Source organism: Pseudomonas sp. 2725 (genome assembly GCF_050434585.1).
GTDB classification, from domain to species: Bacteria; Pseudomonadota; Gammaproteobacteria; order Pseudomonadales; family Pseudomonadaceae; genus Aquipseudomonas; species Aquipseudomonas jessenii.
This window is the reverse complement of sequence record NZ_JBNDIV010000001.1, coordinates 1-16,962: the sequence shown is the minus strand read 5'-3', so window position 1 is coordinate 16,962 and position 16,962 is coordinate 1. Positions and strand designations below refer to the sequence as shown.

Annotated in this window: 14 protein-coding genes and 2 rRNA genes; 7 read left to right on the top strand and 9 right to left on the bottom strand. The window is 60.1% G+C overall.

The genetic code is table 11. The features are described 5' to 3' along the window. Positions 1-122 precede the first annotated feature (122 nt). The gene (locus ABIE16_RS00080) at positions 123-1,433 is read right to left on the bottom strand and encodes an MFS transporter (protein WP_328587071.1); all 1,311 of its coding nucleotides are present in this window, start codon (positions 1,431-1,433) and stop codon (positions 123-125) included. A gap of 201 nt (positions 1,434-1,634) precedes the next feature. Here ABIE16_RS00080 and ABIE16_RS00075 point away from each other — a divergent pair, with 201 nt between their 5' ends. The 3 genes from ABIE16_RS00075 (at position 1,635) to ABIE16_RS00065 (ending at position 5,145) form a co-directional block, all read left to right on the top strand. Further along, positions 1,635-3,053, top strand: coding sequence for a short-chain fatty acid transporter (locus tag ABIE16_RS00075; protein WP_057713298.1), 1,419 nt, complete (start codon positions 1,635-1,637; stop codon positions 3,051-3,053). A 249-nt stretch (positions 3,054-3,302) separates the two neighbouring features. Next, positions 3,303-4,475, top strand: a complete 1,173-nt coding sequence (locus ABIE16_RS00070; protein ID WP_057713297.1) for a hypothetical protein — start codon at positions 3,303-3,305, stop codon at positions 4,473-4,475. A 145-nt stretch (positions 4,476-4,620) separates the two neighbouring features. Continuing rightward, entirely contained in the window at positions 4,621-5,145 is a 525-nt protein-coding gene (locus ABIE16_RS00065) for a lysine methyltransferase (protein ID WP_340312896.1), read from the top strand. 6 nt (positions 5,146-5,151) lie between these two features. Here ABIE16_RS00065 and can read toward each other — a convergent pair whose 3' ends face one another. After that, positions 5,152-5,796 (bottom strand): carbonate dehydratase, encoded by a 645-nt coding sequence (gene can, locus ABIE16_RS00060; protein WP_057713295.1) that lies wholly within the window; start codon positions 5,794-5,796, stop codon positions 5,152-5,154. Between the two features lie 169 nt (positions 5,797-5,965). On the opposite strand from can, the gene ABIE16_RS00055 reads away from it, so the two are divergent. Further along, positions 5,966-6,370 carry a serine kinase/phosphatase gene (locus ABIE16_RS00055; RefSeq protein WP_429520359.1) on the top strand — a complete coding sequence of 135 codons (405 nt, stop codon included), beginning with the start codon at positions 5,966-5,968 and terminating at the stop codon, positions 6,368-6,370. Between the two features lie 101 nt (positions 6,371-6,471). Here ABIE16_RS00055 and rimI read toward each other — a convergent pair whose 3' ends face one another. Both rimI and ABIE16_RS00045 read right to left on the bottom strand, forming a co-directional pair. Next, positions 6,472-6,924 carry a ribosomal protein S18-alanine N-acetyltransferase gene (gene rimI / locus ABIE16_RS00050; protein WP_007981794.1) on the bottom strand — a complete coding sequence of 151 codons (453 nt, stop codon included), beginning with the start codon at positions 6,922-6,924 and terminating at the stop codon, positions 6,472-6,474. Continuing rightward, positions 6,917-7,663 (bottom strand): energy transducer TonB, encoded by a 747-nt coding sequence (locus ABIE16_RS00045; protein WP_429520605.1) that lies wholly within the window; start codon positions 7,661-7,663, stop codon positions 6,917-6,919. Before ABIE16_RS00045 ends, rimI begins: the two co-directional genes overlap by 8 nt. A gap of 219 nt (positions 7,664-7,882) precedes the next feature. On the opposite strand from ABIE16_RS00045, the gene mksB reads away from it, so the two are divergent. The 3 genes from mksB to mksF are packed head-to-tail and all read left to right on the top strand — an operon-like array spanning position 7,883 to position 12,688. Continuing rightward, the gene (gene mksB / locus ABIE16_RS00040) at positions 7,883-9,160 is read left to right on the top strand and encodes an Mks condensin complex protein MksB (RefSeq protein ID WP_429520358.1); all 1,278 of its coding nucleotides are present in this window, start codon (positions 7,883-7,885) and stop codon (positions 9,158-9,160) included. Then, complete coding sequence (gene mksE, locus ABIE16_RS00035; protein WP_057398076.1) at positions 9,150-9,851, top strand: Mks condensin complex protein MksE; 702 nt, start codon at positions 9,150-9,152, stop codon at positions 9,849-9,851. Before mksB ends, mksE begins: the two co-directional genes overlap by 11 nt. Continuing rightward, entirely contained in the window at positions 9,848-12,688 is a 2,841-nt protein-coding gene (gene mksF, locus ABIE16_RS00030) for an Mks condensin complex protein MksF (RefSeq protein ID WP_057713290.1), read from the top strand. Before mksE ends, mksF begins: the two co-directional genes overlap by 4 nt. A 213-nt stretch (positions 12,689-12,901) precedes the next feature. Here mksF and ABIE16_RS00025 read toward each other — a convergent pair whose 3' ends face one another. The 5 genes from ABIE16_RS00025 to ABIE16_RS00005 all read right to left on the bottom strand — a co-directional run. After that, on the bottom strand, positions 12,902-15,205 hold the full coding sequence (locus ABIE16_RS00025) for an intermembrane transport protein PqiB (RefSeq protein ID WP_340312894.1): 2,304 nt from the start codon (positions 15,203-15,205) through the stop codon (positions 12,902-12,904). Further along, entirely contained in the window at positions 15,198-15,821 is a 624-nt protein-coding gene (locus ABIE16_RS00020) for a paraquat-inducible protein A (protein ID WP_007997011.1), read from the bottom strand. Before ABIE16_RS00020 ends, ABIE16_RS00025 begins: the two co-directional genes overlap by 8 nt. Continuing rightward, positions 15,808-16,467, bottom strand: coding sequence for a paraquat-inducible protein A (locus ABIE16_RS00015; RefSeq protein WP_057713288.1), 660 nt, complete (start codon positions 16,465-16,467; stop codon positions 15,808-15,810). Before ABIE16_RS00015 ends, ABIE16_RS00020 begins: the two co-directional genes overlap by 14 nt. A gap of 147 nt (positions 16,468-16,614) precedes the next feature. Continuing rightward, positions 16,615-16,730, bottom strand: a 5S ribosomal RNA gene (gene rrf, locus ABIE16_RS00010). A 156-nt stretch (positions 16,731-16,886) separates the two neighbouring features. After that, positions 16,887-16,962: ribosomal RNA gene (locus ABIE16_RS00005) — 23S ribosomal RNA — on the bottom strand; the annotation flags it as partial.

Sequence of the window (16,962 nt, the reverse complement as noted above, 5' to 3'; positions counted from 1 at the left end):
ACATGGGAAAGCACCGATGGACAGGGGTAGAAAGCGATATGCAGCCTAACCATCGGCCTTGGAAACATTTTCTTAAGCGTGCTTCAGGCTTGTCCTACAAAAAATAGTTACGACATGCCCGATCAATGCGCGCCAGCCGCAGGACAGCCTGCGATTCTCGGCATCCGCGCACCGAAGTACGCCGCACTGCCCATGCCCACCGCGCCCATCACCGCACTGAACATCACGCAGATCCATGGGCTCCATGGCATCAGACCGATCAACAACAGCGGTGTGACACTCGCCCATGCGGCATAGGCAATGTTGTAGGTGAACGAGATCCCCGAAACGCGAATCCGCGCCGGGAACAGGCTGACCATCACCGATGGCACCGCGCCAACTACCCCGCAGGACAGCCCGGCCACCGCGTAGGCCAGGCCGATCCAGTCGCCGCCCATGATCAGGCAGGCATACAGCACGCCGATGCCCAGCGGCAGCAGCAGGCTATAGAGCATCACCGTGCGCCAGGCGCCGATGCGATCGACCAGCAGCCCGGCGAGCACGCAGCCGATGTTCAGGAACACGATGCCCAGCGCGCTCAAGGCGAAGGTACGACTGGCGGTCATACCAAAGGTTTTCTGCATCATGGTCGGGGTGATGACCACGAACACCACCACGGCCGAAGTCAGCACACAAGTGAGAATCATCGCCGGCAAAATGGCCAGGCGATGCTCGCGCAAGACCGTACGCAGCGGCAGTTCGCCAGCCGCCTCGCGCTGCGCCTGCATGGCCGTGAACACTGGGGTTTCGCTGAGCCAGCGACGCAGCCACACGCCAATCACCCCAAACACGCCGCCCAACAGGAAGGGATAACGCCAGGCGTAATCGAGAATTTCCGCCGCAGTGAACGCCTGCGCCAGGAAGGTCGCGGTCAATGCCCCGATCAAATAGCCGAAGGTCAGCCCCGCCTGCAAGAAGCCCAAGGCATAGCCGCGGTGGGCAATGGGTGCGTGCTCGGCGACGAATACCCAGGCACTGGGTACCTCACCGCCCACCGCCGCGCCCTGGAGGATGCGCAGGGCCAACAGCAGCAAGGGTGCGAAATAGCCGATTTGCGCGTAGGTCGGCATGATCCCGATCAGCAGACAGGGCAACGCCATCATCAGGATGCTCAGGCTGAAGACTTTCTTTCGCCCCAGACGGTCGGCGAAGTGCGCCATCAGGATGCCCCCCAACGGTCGCGCCAGGTAACCGGTGACGAAGATCCCGAAGCTTTGCAGTAATCGAAGCCACTCGGGCATTTCCGGCGGGAAGAACAACTGGCTGAGGGTCAGGGCGAAAAACACGAAGATGATGAAGTCGTAGATTTCCAGCGCCCCGCCGAGAGCGGCGAGCCCCAGGGTCTTGTAGTCCGAGCGGCTGAACGGCGTCGGGCGCGAATCGGTGTTAGTCATGAAAAGAACTCTGGCATAGGCAAAAACCAAGGCGCCCATGGTCTACGCAAATGCACCGGCGGACAACCCGTTAGACCAAAGTCCCATAGCCACGAAACAGCCCCGCAAAAGTCCTCGGCTTGAATTAATGTTGGCGCCTGTCCAGACGGGCGGTTACTGCCCCGAAGACCACTACAAACATAATAAATCCGAGGTACCCCCGTGGCCGCTGATATCGAAGATAGCCGCTCCGCCCGCTTTGCCCTGCGCTGTTCAAGTTTTGCCGAACGCTGGTTTCCCGACTCCTGGGTGTTTGCTGCCCTGGCGGTGATTATCGTGGCCCTGGCCACCATGGCGATGGGTGCCAAGCCCACCGATGCCGCGGTGGCGTTCGGTGACGGCTTCTGGAGCCTGATCCCGTTCACCATGCAGATGGCGTTCGTGGTAATCGGTGGTTACGTGGTCGCCAGTTCGCCACCGGCGGTGAAGCTGATCGACCGCCTGGCGAAAATCCCGAAAAACGGCCGCTCCGCCGTGGCCTGGGTGGCGCTGATTTCCATGGTTGCGTCGCTGCTGAACTGGGGTCTGTCGCTGGTGTTCGGCGGTTTGCTGGTGCGCGCTCTGGCCCGCAGAACCGATCTGAAGATGGACTACCGCGCCGCCGGTGCCGCTGTCTACCTGGGCCTCGGCGCGGTTTGGGCCCTGGGCCTGTCATCGTCCGCTGCGCAATTGCAGGCCAACCCGGCCAGCCTGCCGCCGTCGATCCTGTCGATCACCGGGGTGATCCCTTTCACCCAGACGATCTTTCTTTGGCAGTCCGGTGTGATGTTGCTGGCTCTGATCATCGTTTCACTGATCGTTGCCTACGCCACCGCCCCCGGCCCGAACTCCGCACGAGACGCCAACGCCTGCGGGATCGACCCAAGCTTCAACCTGCCACCGCTGCAACCACGCACCCGCCCCGGCGAATGGCTGGAACACAGCCCGCTGCTGACGATTCTGCTGGTGCTGCTGGCAGCCGGATGGCTGTTCCATGAGTTCTCGACCAAACCGGCCATCAGCGCGATTTCCGGGCTGAACACCTACAACTTCCTGTTCATCATGCTGGGTGCGCTGCTGCACTGGCGTCCGCGCAGCTTTCTGGATGCCGTGTCCCGTGCGGTACCGACCACCACCGGTGTGTTGATCCAGTTCCCGCTGTACGGCTCGATCGCCGCACTGATGACTACGGTCAAGGGTGCCGATGCGCAGACCCTGGCGCACCACATCTCGACCTTTTTCGTCAGCATTGCCTCCCACGACACCTATGCCCTGCTGATGGGGGTGTACTCGGCGATCCTCGGCTTCTTCATTCCGTCCGGCGGCGGCAAGTGGATCATCGAAGCGCCGTACGTGATGCAGGTGGCCAATGACCTGAACTATCACCTGGGCTGGGCCGTACAGATCTACAACGCCGCCGAAGCCTTGCCGAACCTGATCAACCCGTTCTACATGCTGCCGTTGCTGGGCGTACTGGGGTTGAAGGCGCGGGACCTGATCGGTTTCTCGTTCGTGCAGTTGCTGGTGCACACGCCACTGGTGCTGTTTTTGCTGTGGGCACTGGGCACGACGCTGACGTATACGCCGCCGGTGATGCCGTGAACCAAGCGGTGGTGATGACATAGAACCCTGTGGGAGCGAGCTTGCTCGCGATGACAATGTCACTGACATATTGATACTGAATGTGCCGACGCCATCGCGAGCAAACCCGCTCCCACTGTGGTTTCTCCCACATTGAGAGTGCACGTTGCCTGACAGCTTTTTACCTCCCCCCTCTAGACCAACCGCCGCCTGCGGTTTCAGTATGTAGCACCCACGCCAACGGGAAACCACGCTGAAAAGGATCTGAGCATGCTAAAACTTGCAGGACTGACTCTCGCGGCCCTCACCCTGAGCGCCGCTGCCCACGCCGATGTCGCCCTGAAACTGGGCAGTACCGAACGCGTTACCCGTCTCTTCGCCTATCCCAACAACTGCAACGTGATCTGCTTTCGCAACTGGACACTTGAACAGACCGTCGAGCATTACCTGACCCAAAGCGTGCAGCGTGATGGCTACACCGGAGCGAAGGTTCTGATCAAGACCGATAACAATCAGCTTTATGCCGAAATCAGCGGCGTACCCAACGGCTATGAAAAGCCTCTGGCCGCGCTGCTCGACGCCGGTGACCTGGCCTACAACGGCGCCAGCAAACTGAATGCCGATGGCAAGTGGGCGTATAGCTGGTACCTGTTCCTGCCGTTGGGTATGGCCCTGGAAAATCGCAAAAGCGTCGAACTGCTGCACTTCCCGCCAGACTATTCGCTGACCCAGGCCCAGGATTACCTGAGGTCCGCCACTACGGATCGCTGGGCCACGCTGCTGACTGCCAACGGCATCCCGGCCGGGCAGACACCGGGCTACCAGACAATCATCGACATCGCCCCGATTGCCGCGCCGTCCAACGCGGGCAAAGACCTCGAAGGCGTCTACGGCTACTTCAAGGATTACCAGACCACCATGGTCAAGGAAGTCAGCCTGAACGCCAGCGGCGCAGCCCTGCCGATGGTCGCCTTCGGCGCACCGGTGCGTAACTGGATCAAAGAGCAATACGGGCAGACGGTGAACGTGTTGGGCCTGGTCCAGATCACCCCGGACAACGGCGTGAAAGTCCCTGTGCTGGGCTCCAACCATCCGAGCTACATTTGGTATGCCGCCGATCCGGCAAGCTACACCGGCAGTGACGCCCAGGCCAAGGCCGATGCGGCAGGCCTGAAAGTCATGGGTCAGGATTTGAGTGCTGCGTGCTGGCAGGCCGCCATGGGCCGCCAACCGGACAGCAATCCGGACGTTGAGCTCAATACCTGCAGGCAAACCTGGCAAGTGGCCCAGAAAGAAAAAACCTGCGAGCTGTTCTACACCTCGATCCGCAACCTGTCGCCCCAACAGGCTGTGGGCAAATGCGCGACAGCTTCGATCGTGTCCCAGCTCAAGCAGCTCAAGGCCCCGGCACCCGCCACGGCGAAACCTGCTCCGCCGCTGTAACCCGATGAACGGCGAAAAAATCTGTCACTTATGACAGTAGACCGCCCGTGGTATCTGCGAGAGGCTTGGGCTGAACCCATGTGCTGCTGTGCTGACAGGACCGTCGGTGCAAGGAAGTAGCAGCACCCAGCAGACAGGGATTGTTATGAAAGCTCACGCCCCTCAACGAAAACGCCCACAACCGCCGCAAGGTGTTTACCCCTTTTCGGAGCTGCCCGTTCGCCTGGGATTTCCTTCCCTGGCCGACTTCGAAATCATTGAAAACGCCAAGGGCGAAGCCACGGGTATTGCCGCACGGCGCGAATTCCCGCGAATCACCCGTATCTGCCGGGCGTCGGGGCATTTGCTGCCCTACCGCTGCCGGCATACCCGCCAGCTCGCCCCGGGCATACACGTCTACGACCCGCGCTTCTGCGGACTGTTGCGACACTCCTGCGACCCCAATGTCTTTCTGGACTTGAGCGAGTTGTGGTTATGGGCGCTGAAGGACATCAGCAAGGGGGACTGGCTGACCATGGACTTCGCCGCCACCGAAGACAAACTGCAACGCCAATTTGCCTGCCAGTGCGGCTCATACGAGTGCCGTGGCTGGATTACCGGCTACAACGAGTCGCCAAACGCCGACGGCCAGGCGTTTCTGCAACGCTGGCGTCGGCAACGTCATTATTGACGGGTATTACTGAGGGTCGACCGGACGCAGGCGGTACTGCGGCGGCAGTTGCTCGAAGCCGCTGATGGTGGTGTTCAGGCTTTTCCAGCGACCGTCCTTGATGCCGTAGATGCAACCGTGGACCGACAGGCTCTGCCCGCGATGCCAGGCATTTTGCACAATGCTGGTATGGGCGACGTTGGCCACTTGCTGAATCACGTTGAGTTCGCAGAGGCGGTCGACCTGTTCCTCTTCGGTGGCCAGTTTGGCCAGTTCTTCGCGCTTCTCGTAGTAGAGATCTCGAATCGAACGCAGCCAGCCGTCGATCAGGCCGAACTGGCGATCCTGCATCGAAGCGCGCACACCGCCGCAACCATAGTGGCCGGTGACAAGGATGTGTTTGACCTTGAGCACATCGACCGCGTACTGAATCACCGACAGGCAGTTGAGGTCAGTGTGCAGCACGACGTTGGCCACATTACGGTGTACGAACAGATCGCCCGGCAGCATGCCGACGATCTCGTTGGCCGGCACCCGGGCGTCGGAACAACCGATCCACAGGAACTCTGGGGTCTGTTGGCGAGCCAGCTTGGCGAAGAAGTCAGGATCTTCCTCCTTGATCGCAGCGGCCCAACGCTCGTTGTTATCAATCAGATCTTGTAATTCGTTCATGCTTTGAAGCCTCAAGAATGATGCGCAGCTTTGACTGACAACCGTCCGTCGGGGTCACGCGCGAAAATGCAGATGCTCTCCTGATCCGGAATACGGGGCTCCATGCCGGTGGAATTCTCGGTAGCCACGGGGGTCAACCGTAGTAGGGACTACAGTATGAGGAATTGCCATGAATGATTCACGACGTCCGTACGATGCGGTGCAACCGGAACCCGTCGATGACAACGAAGACCGCATGGGCTCGGTGCGTGAGTTGGATTTCGACGAAGAAGAACCCGGCACCAGAATCGGTGACGAACTGCCGGAAAAGGAGCGCGAGCGACTGCTGCCGCGCAAGCGCGGAAGTGAAGCGGGCCTGACCGCTGCCTCGACCGGTGACCATCAACCTACCGATGACGACTTGAGCCCGGAAACCCTGATCCGTGAGGACGGCGCCCGGGATGCCCATGAGGCGGGCAATGATAGCCGTGCGGATTGGGACCTGAGCATCGTCGATGAGGACGATATCGGCGGTGGCAATGGCCTGGATGAGGCTGAACTGGCTCAGCGCGATCCGATGGACGGCAAGCGATAATTTTTTAGTGCCTGTTCAGCCGCCTTCGCGAGCAAGCCCGCTCCCACAGGGGGAATGCATTCCAAATGTGGGAGCGGGCTTGCTCGCGAAGCTTTTGAGGCTCAATCCACCAAAGTGCAGGCCATGACCACTGCATCTTCGCGCCCGCCCACCGCCGGGTAGTAATCCCGACGCCGGCCGATCTCGTTGAAACCATATCGCTCATACAGCTTGAACGCCGCGGTATTGCTGTCGCGCACTTCCAGGAAACACTCCCGGGCGTCGGCCTTGTAGGCAATCGACATCAAATGCTCAAGCAATGTCAGCCCCAGGCCCCGGCCCTGGTTTTCCGGCTTGACCGTAATGTTGAGCAGGTGCGCCTCGTCGAGGATGATCTGCACCACACCGTGGCCGACCTGTTGCTGACCTTCGAACATCAGCCAGATCTGATACTTGCCCAGGCCATCGAGGAAAATCCCGCGGGTCCAGGGATGGCTATAGGCCGCATATTCGATTTTCAGTACAGCTTCCAGGTCCGCCTCGGTCATCGGGCGAAACGATACAGCGTCACTCATTCGATTCTTTCCAGCGCGCCATCAGCCGACGCATGGCTTGCCAGACATCAGCCTTACGCTGTGGCTCTTCCATTAATAATTCCAGGCCCGGCACCGCCCAGGCCGAGCCCAGGCCTTCGATCTGCAATTCGCGATTGAACGCCTCGGCATCCGCTTCGCCGGCAAATCGCACCGCAGGCAAGCCGATCAGCCACAAGCAGGCGCAGGGCGTTTCTTCCATGCGCACCGAGAGAAAACCTTGCACGAAGTCGCGGGCCGCTTCCGGGCCCTGATCCATCGTGCCACGCACCAACAACGGCCAATGCACCGGCTCACCGACGATCTGCGGACTGTCCGGCAGACCGGCGGCGCGCAGCATGTCCTTGAGCAGCAGGTAGGCAGGATCGCGAGTCTGGAAGGATTCACCTGTGGGTAACTCCACCAGCAGCAGGCAACGCCCGGCCCGCAATAATTGCAGGGCGAAACGCGGGGGCGGCACGATGGGTGCCTTGACCACGGCTGGCGTCTCTTCGGCCTCTTCCACCGGTTTCGCGCCGGTGCGGGTGCTGGCCAGCGATGGCCGTGGCACCTCGATCTTCACCCGCTCGGCCGGCTTGGCCACAGGCGCCACGGGCGTATCGGCCACAACAGCGGGCACGACAGGCGCGACCACAACCGGCTCGGGAATCTCGAGCAGCTCGGGCCGCGACGGCGCGGCAAAGGGCAATTCGGTGCGCGGCAGCCAGTTGACCACCTGCATGGCGGCCAGATAAGCGCGACGACGGGACTCGATAAGCAAAGGTCGGCCACTTGTGGATAACTAAAGTGCGCTGATTCTACCGCCGTTCGCTGAAGATCGCCCGCAGTTGATCGATGCACCTTACCGAAAAGAAGGCGACAGTCCGTCCCGAGAGTGAATCGCATTGCCCCCGATGCAGTACAATCGCGGCTTTTAATCGCCAACCAGCCGGCCATTCCGATGATCGAACCCAAGCGCGTCTTGCGCGCCCTCGCTGAACACTGGGCACTTCTGGAGCCACTGTGCGAGCACTTCGACCAAGGCACACTGAGCCTGAACGAACTGCGCACGCAACTGGCCGCCCAGCAACTCGACAGTACGCCGCAGGACATCACCAGCCTGCTGGATGTGTGGATTCGCCTCGACATCCTGGTTCCCGTGGCCAAAAGCCCGAACCGTTTCGAGCTCAATGCGCAGATTCACGACTTCCTCGCCTATCTGCGCCGTGAACACCGTCTGGGCCTGTGCCTGGAGATCGAAGCCTACCTGCGCCACCTCGAGCGTCTGGCCGGTTATATCCAGGACGCATTCGATATCCGCGACGGCAACGACCTCGCCCGCCAATTGCGCCTGCTCGACATGCGCGTGCGTGACGTGCTGAAAAAACTCGATAACGACGAACAGGCACTGGTGGCCGTCGCCGAACGGGCGAAAACCAGCGACCGGCAGATTCCGTTGCGCCAGCGTTACGCCGAAGTGCTGGCGACCTGGGACGAATACGTCGAGCCGATGATTGATCTGGTGAACGCCGACGGCGCCTTCGAACAAGGCGTGCGCAAGGTCGAAACCGTCCTGCTGAAGATGCTCAGCGAACAGCAGCGCCTCGGCCACCTGGTCGACGACGACATGTTGGTGCGCACCCACGCGCGCATCCTCGAAATGCAGACCAGCGCCCAGCTGACCCTGCGTCACGCCCGCGAGCTGCTGCTGCCGCTGCGCGAAGAGGCGCGCCGGCACAACGCCGTGACCCGTGGCGCCGCATTGGCCCTGTCGATGATCCGCCGCAAAGGCATCGACGCCGTGCCGCAAGCGGCGATGCCGATGTTCACTCGCCCACAGAGCACCTTCCTCGGCAGTGCCAGCCAGGTCGAAGCCTACGTTTATGCCCTGGCTCGCTTCGAACCGAAACCGGCGCGCTTCCCCAAGGCTCACAAGACCCAGAAAGGCGAAGCGCCACGGGCGCCACGCACCGTTCGGGAAATGCTCGAACGCTGCGAAGACGCCCTGCCGATGCCGGACCTGATGACCTGGCTGCTGGAGCAGGAACCGGACGGTGCCACCGACGAACTGTTGTACTGGTTCTCGCGCCTGTCGCGGGAAAAACGCTTCAAGCGCGAGCGCCTGGAACGTCGCGAATACCATACTCACGAGCACCAGGTCAGCCTGCGCTCCTTCGCCCTGCTCTCGGTCAGCGACACCGCCGCCGAGGATTCTGCGAGCACTCCCTATGCATCTTGATCTATCCGAACTGTCCCAGCTGGCGCCGATCTTTCGCGAGCTGTTCAAGGGTTATCACGTCAGCCGCCGCGATCCGGAGCTGTACGCGCAGTTGTCGAACTTCCAGGACCAGTACCGCACGCTGTTCAAGGCCCTGGGCTTTGAACTGGTCTGCGACACCCGTGGCTTCTACTACTTCGTGCCGGACCTCGCAGCGGCGGCGGTGAACAAGACCGCCCAGCGTCTGGCGCTGTTCACCTTTATCCTCGTCGAGCACCTGGCCGATCAGGGCCGCGACCCGATCGCCGTGCTCGACGGCGGCAGCCTCGGTCGCGATGAATTGCCGTCGCTGCTGGAAAAGTACCGCGACCTGTTCATCCAGGCCGAAGTGCAGACCCAGGACGAGCTCGAAGAAAAGATCATGCGCCGCATGACTCAGCTCGGTTTCGCCAGCGAAGAGAACGGCGTCTACCGTTTCCTGCCGCCGATGCACCGCTTCCTCGATGTGTGCCTGTCGGTGCAGCAGGACCGCGACCTGGCCGCCAGCCTGCACAGTGTCCTGCCGTTGCCGGTGCCGGTCCTGATCGACGAAGACAGCGACGAAAAGCTGTTGCAGACCGATGACCCGCTCGACCTCGCGGAATTTGAAGACGAGAGCGAAGAAGACGCCTTAGCCCGCGCCATCGCCGAAGAACAGGAGCTCGACGCATGAGCAAGGAACGTTACGGCATCCGCCGCTTTGCCCTTTTGAACACCGCCGGCTACAGCCTCGGCCTGTTCCCGCTGGAAGAGCCGCTATCGGTATACGGCGCCAACAACCTGGGTAAATCCGCCTCGATCAACGCCCTGCAGTTCCCGATCCTGGCGCGCATGTCGGACATGAGCTTCGGCAAGTACAGCCTGGAGCAGTCCCGGCGCTTCTACTTCGCCTCGGACACCAGCTACATCCTGGTAGAGGTGAACCTGCCCCACGGCCCCCACGTGATCGGTGTGGTCGGTCGCGGCCCGGGCGGCGGCTTCGGTCACCAGTTCTTTGCCTATGCCGGCAAACTGGACCTGGCCCACTACCAGAAAAACGACACCTGCCTGCGCCAGAAAGAACTGTTCACCAACCTTGAGCGCGAAGGCTTGAAAGCCTACGAACTCAAGCCGGACGAACTGCGCCGCCTGCTGGTTGGAGGTCACACTTCGATCCCGCTGGACCTGACGCTGATCCCGCTGCGTTCCACCAGCGAGCAGAGCCTGAAGACCTTCCGCGCCCTGTTCATCAACCTGCTGCACATGCGCGAAATCACCGCGGCCAAGCTCAAGCAGCTGTTCCTCGATGCCTTCGAGCACAGCCTGCGTTCCGGCAGCGTCGACTACATCGCCGCGTGTGAAGAAGCGTTCCGCGATGTACGACGCATGGAGCAGGACTACAACTCGCTGGTCGCCGCCGGCCCGCTGGTCGAAGCCCTGGCCAACGGCGTGAAGCAACGCGACATCCTGCGTGGCAAGCTGCACCGGATCTCGCCCCTGCTCGATTCGCTGCTCGGCACCTGGTCGGACTACGCCAGTGCGCGCAAGGAAGAGCTGACCATTCAGGCCGAACACTACCGCAATGAGCAGGATGCCCTGCAAAACGACCAGCGCGGCGGTACTCAGGAACTGATGCGCCTGGAGCGGGAAATCACCGGCATCCAGCGCTGGCTCGGCGAATTGTCCGTACTCAAGCATCGCTTTGCCCTGGTCGATGACGTCAAGGTGCTGGAACAGCAACTGCTGGCCGCGAAGGACGCCCACGACGAACTGGCCGGTGCGCTGGCACAATCGCGCCAGTTCAGCGCCGAAGACCTGGACGAACGCCTGCGCGACCTGGAAAAACGCCTGAAGTCGGTCAAGCAGCAACTCGATCACGCCGATAACAACAGCTACGCCCGCCTGCGCGAAGAATTCTCGCAGCAAGACGTCGAACGCCTGATGCGCCTGTTCAACAGCGCACTGTTCAGCCTGCCGCTGGGTGAACACGGGATCACCCTCGACGACGACGGCGAGTGGGTCAAATCCGTGGAGCTGATCCTCGACGGTTTCAAAGGCGAACGCTTCGAAGTGCCGGGCCTGTCCATCGACATCTCGCACATCGAACCACCGGCGCTGCAGGCCTTGGCTGACCGCGCAGCCCTGCGCGACCAGAAGGAGCGCCTGGACAAAGAACTCAAGCAACTGAAGACCCAGCAGGCCGTGGCGGCCGACCGCGCCGCGAGCAAGACCCAGACTGAAGTGCTGTACCAGCAAGTGCTGGATGCGCAGAAAGCCCTGGAGGATTTCCGTCGCGCGCAAACCCTGAGCGCCGAGGAAGGCGACAAGCTGGAACAGATGGCACAGATGGAAGCCGCACAGGACGAATTGAAGCGTTCCAGCGATGCCTTTACCGAGCGCGTCCAGCAACTGTCGGCCAAACTGCAGCTGGTCGGCCGGCAGATCGGCGACATGGAAGCCAAGCAACGCACCCTCGATGACGCCCTGCGCCGCCGTCAGTTGCTGCCCGCGGACCTGCCGTTCGGCACACCGTTCATGGACCCGATCGACGATTCCATGGACAACCTGCTGCCACTGCTCAACGACTATCAGGACAGCTGGCAAGGCCTGCTGCGGGCCGACGGCCAGATCGAAGCGCTGTACGCTCAGGTACGCCTCAAGGGCGTGGCCAAGTTCGACAGCGAAGACGATATGGAGCGGCGCCTGCAACTGCTGATCAACGCCTATGCGCACCGTACCGACGAAGCCCTGACCCTGGGCAAGGCTCGCCGTGCCGCCGTGACGGACATTGCCCGGACCCTGCGCAACATCCGCAGCGACTATGACAGCCTCGAACACCAACTGGCACTGTTCAACCGCGAGATCAACAAACGCCAGGTCTCCAACCTGCAAAGCTTCCGCATCGTGCTCGCACCGAACAAGGAAGCGCTCAAGCACATCGACCAGATCATTCACAGCGCAGGTCAGTACGAAGAAGGCGAAACCCTGTCGGTCTTCGATCTGAGCCAAAGTGCCGAGCAGGACAACAAGAACGAAGAGGCCAAGGAATACCTGGCGCGGCTGGTGGCGGCCAACCACAACCAGCTCGGCCTCAAGGACTTGTTCGAACTGGCGTTCGAGATCACCAAGGTCAACGGCCAACCGGTGATCCACACCGACATCGACGGCGCGGCGTCCAACGGCACCACCATGACCATCAAGGCGCTGACCAACATGTACTTGTTGCTGCACTTGATGGACCGTGACCAGGCCGGTCGCGTGCGCCTGCCGTACTACCTCGACGAGGCGGCGGACATCGATGAGAAGAACCAGGCCGCATTGCTGGAAACCAGCCTGCAACTGGGCTTCGTGCCGATCCTGGCGAGCGTGAAGCCGCAGGTCTGCGCCAGTGTTGCCATCGACCTGGAAGGTGGCAGCGGCCCGGCCGGTATCTACATCGATGAGGCGGACTGGAAGTACATCCGTCGTCACGATCAGGTAAGGGCGACGATCAACGAACAAGCGGATGAACCGGAGCTGGATGCGGTCTGAGGCTTGAATCGAAGGCAATAAAAAGGCCGCGGTCCAATGGATCGCGGCCTTTTTTCATAGGTGTGTCATTTAGCTTTGCAGTGAACTTCAGGGCCTCTTCGCGGGCAAGCCCGCTCTTACATTTGTTCGCATATCTTCAGGAACAACCCAGCCCCCCTGTGGGAGCGGGCTTGCCCGCGAAGGCGTCATCACTGACGCCACATAACCCTCCGACTATTTACCGAGGGAAATCTTCGGCGCCCAGCCCAGCCACTCCTCTTCGAACTTGTCGAACAGCGCGAACGTCTGCTCCGGTCGCGCCGGGCTACCCATGCGCTCGCCATCCGGCGTGGCAAAGGCGACACCGCCCTGAATCATCGTCTCCAGTGATTCAGTACGCACCGTTGCACCTTTGAACAGGCCGACATCGAAGTCGAAACCGCTGGTGTTCCAGAATCGTGTACCGCTGCGTACCAATGGCGCGTACTTCGGTTCGATCAGGATATGGATCAGCACGCGATCAGCGGTCTGGCCCAGTTCATAGCTGGTCACCTTGCCCACGGTGATTTCGCGATACGTCACCGGCACGCCGGCCTTCAGCGAACCGCGACGTGCCGCGCTCAGCACCAGACTCAATCCCGCTTCCTGCTTGGCAGTTTCGGGCGCGGCGGCCAAAACGACAAAGTTCTTCTGCGGTCCCAGGTTCTTCGGCGCCGGTTGTACCTCGATGTATTGCCCGGTCACCAGGGTTTCGAGGTTGGACGTCTTGATCAGGCCCAGTTCAGGCTTGACCACCCAGAACTGACTGCCGACCCGGGCAATGCGCTCTGGCACTTCGGTAATCCGCGCGGTCAACAGCACCGATTGCAGGTCCTCGCTGAGATCAACATCCTCCACCTTGCCGACATCCAGCCCCTTGAAACGAATCGGAGTGCCGGTACGCAGGCCATCAGCGCGATCGAGCTTGAGCGTGATGACTTCGCCCTTCTGCGTAGCGTCTTCATGGTTCGCGAACAGACGGAAACGTGGAATACGCTTCTGCAACGGGGCGTTGTCCTGCGGGGTCTCGAAGGCAATGCCGCCGGCCATCAAGCTTTGCAATGACTCGCTTTTAACCTGGACCCCGCCGGTCAGTCCGCCCGTGAGGGTGATGCCACTGGCGTTCCAGAAGCGCGTCGAGGCGTTGACCAGGCCTTCATATTCCTTCTCGATGTGCACGCCAATGATCAGTTGTTTCTTTTTGCGGGAGAACTGATAACTCTGTACGGAGCCGACTTTGACCTGCTTGTAGAGAACCGGGCTGCCGACTTCCAGCGAACCGAGGTTTTCCGTGAACAAAACAAGGTGCAGGCCCGGTGCACGCAGATCCAGCGGCGGTGCCTTGGCCCGGGCTACAAACTCCCGCTGTGGCGCCGAACCCTTGTCGCCAGGCCGCACAGCGATGTAGTTGCCTTTGACCAACGCTTCGAGGCCGGTAATCCCCGCCAGGGAAATCGACGGCTTGACCACCCAGAACTGGGTGCCTTCGACCAGGTAATCCTCGGCCAATGGGTCCATCGTCAACTCGGCGGTTGCGCCAGACAGATCCGCATCGACCTTCAGCGTTTTCAGGCTGCCCACCTGAATACCCTTGTACATCACCGGTGTGCGACCGGCCTGCAAGCCGTCGAAATCACTGAGCTTGACCTTCACCCGGATACCGGCGGCGGCGGCGTCAAAGTCTTCATAGAGTCTGAACGGCAGGCTCGGATCGGTAGGCGGACTGTCCTTGCGGTTTTCGGGTGTGGCGAACGCAATACCACCGGCGACGATGCTGGCCAGGGACTCACTGCGGACCTTCACACCCGACAGATTGGCGTCGATGCTGATGCCGCTGGCATTCCAGAAACGTGTGTGTTTGCGCACCAGTTTGGCGTAAGTCGGCTCAATGAAGACCTTGAGCTCGACAGTGTTCTGGTCCTCGGACAATACATAGCTTTTGATCTGGCCCACTTTGATCTGTTTGTAAAACACCGGACTGCCACGGTTCAGCGAGCCCAGGCGGTCGGCCTTGATAGTCAAGTGCAGACCGGGCTGGGCATCGGAGAGCGGCGGTTCCTGGGCCAGGGCCTTGAACTTGCGGACCGGCTCGCCTTCCCCCGGGCTGATGGCGACATAGTTACCTGAAACCAGCGTCTCGAGACCGGTAATCCCTGCCAGCGTCACGCTCGGCTTGACCAGCCAGAAACGCGTGCTGGTTCGCAGGTATGGCTCTACGTCCTTGTTCATTTCGATGCTGGCGATCACGCCTTTGGAACTGCCTTCGTCATCGAGCTTGAGACTTTTGACCTTACCGACCGACATGCCTTTATAGACAACTTCGGTCTTGTTGGCCTGAATGCCCTCGCCGCTCTCGAAACGCACCTGAATCTCGATACCGGTCTCGTTATAGGCACGCCAGCCGAGCCAGCCGCCGATGATCAAGGCGATCAGGGGCAACACCCAAATGGCAGACCAGTTCGAAGCCGGTCGGGTTTTCGCTACAGGCAAATCAGTCATGGTCGTCGTCCGACTCCGTGTTATCCCAAATCAGTCGGGGATCAAAAGTTACCGCGGCAAGCATCGTCAGAATCACCACCGTGGCGAAAGCGATGGCGCCAAGATTGGCTTCGATGCTGGCAAGCCGCCCAAAATTCACGACCGCCACGAGGATGGCAATCACAAAGATATCGAGCATCGACCAGCGGCCGATGAATTCAATGAAACGGTACATCCAGATACGCTGACGAGCCGAAAGGGGCTGACGGCGCTGCACGGAAAACAGCAGCAGAGCGATACCCACCAGTTTGAACGTGGGCACCACGATACTGGCGATAAACACCACGGCCGCAATGGGGAACATTCCGTAGTGCATCAGTTCGATCACACCTGCCATGATCGTGCTCGGCGCACCTTTGCCCAAGGAGTTCACGGTCATGATCGGCAGCAAATTGGCCGGTATGTAAAGAATGGCGGCGGTAATCAGCAATGCCCAGGTGCGCACCAGGCTATTCGGGCTGCGGGCGTGTACCAGCGCCCCGCAGCGCGTACAGACTTGCTCATCGGTATCAGCTTCCTGCCTGTTCAATTCATGACATTCCTTGCAAATCAGAATGCCCGCATCAATCGCCCGCATGGGCATCCTCTCCTGATAACGCCTGCCAGATCTGGTGTGGAGACATTACGACCTCCAGCCAGACTTGAATCAGCAACAAACCAATGAAGCACACCAAGCCGAGGCCTACGGTGATGGCTGCCATATCTGCCAGTTTTACGATCGCCACCAGTACGCCCATGAAGTAAACCTCGAGCATCCCCCATTCGCGTATATGGTGATAAATGCGATAGAGCAGCAAGCCGTAGCTGCGTCCGACATCAAAACGGATACTCAACAATACGGTCAGTTGGCACAGCAGCTTGAGCAGCGGGATCCCCATGCTGCACAGGAATACAATCACTGAAACGCTTTGCATACCCGTGTCAAAAAGGGCAACAACGCCGCTCCAGACAGTGTCTTGCGAAGACTGCCCGAGTAGATTGAGCTGCATGATGGGTAAAAAGTTCGCCGGAATAAACAACAACAAAGCGGCTATGACAAGGGCGAGACTGCGCTGTACGACGTTGTACCGATTGGCATAAAGCTCGTAGCCACAGCGCGGGCACATGGCTTTTTCGCCATGGGCGAGTTCGGGTTTACGCATGAGCAAGTCGCACTCATGGCAGGCAACCAGATTTTCCAGTGGTATTTCTGACAGCTCTTTGGCGTCAACCGAATCCGGCATAAGCGCTCTGACTCTGAAAAAGTTGGACCTATTCTAGTGTCCCGGGACAAAAATAACTGCGCCAATTTGTGCTTGATTGATCGTGCTTTTTCTACGACAAAAACAAAACCCCTACCTGCATACGCAGATAGGGGTTTCGGAATTTAATCTTGACGATGACCTACTCTCACATGGGGAAACCCCACACTACCATCGGCGATGCATCGTTTCACTGCTGAGTTCGGGATGGGATCAGGTGGTTCCAACGCTCTATGGTCGTCAAGAAATTCGGGTACTGAGTCGTGGCCGGTCGGCCTCGCTTCAGCAAATTGGGTATGTGACAGCTTTCGGTGTTTTGCAAGAGTCGAACTTTCGGTTCTTTCGTCTTCACACACCGCAATCTGATGCTCTTTCGAGTAGTCAAATTGCTTGGGTGTTATATGGTCAAGCCTCACGGGCAATTAGTATTGGTTAGCTCAACGCCTCACAGCGCTTACACACCCAACCTATCAACGT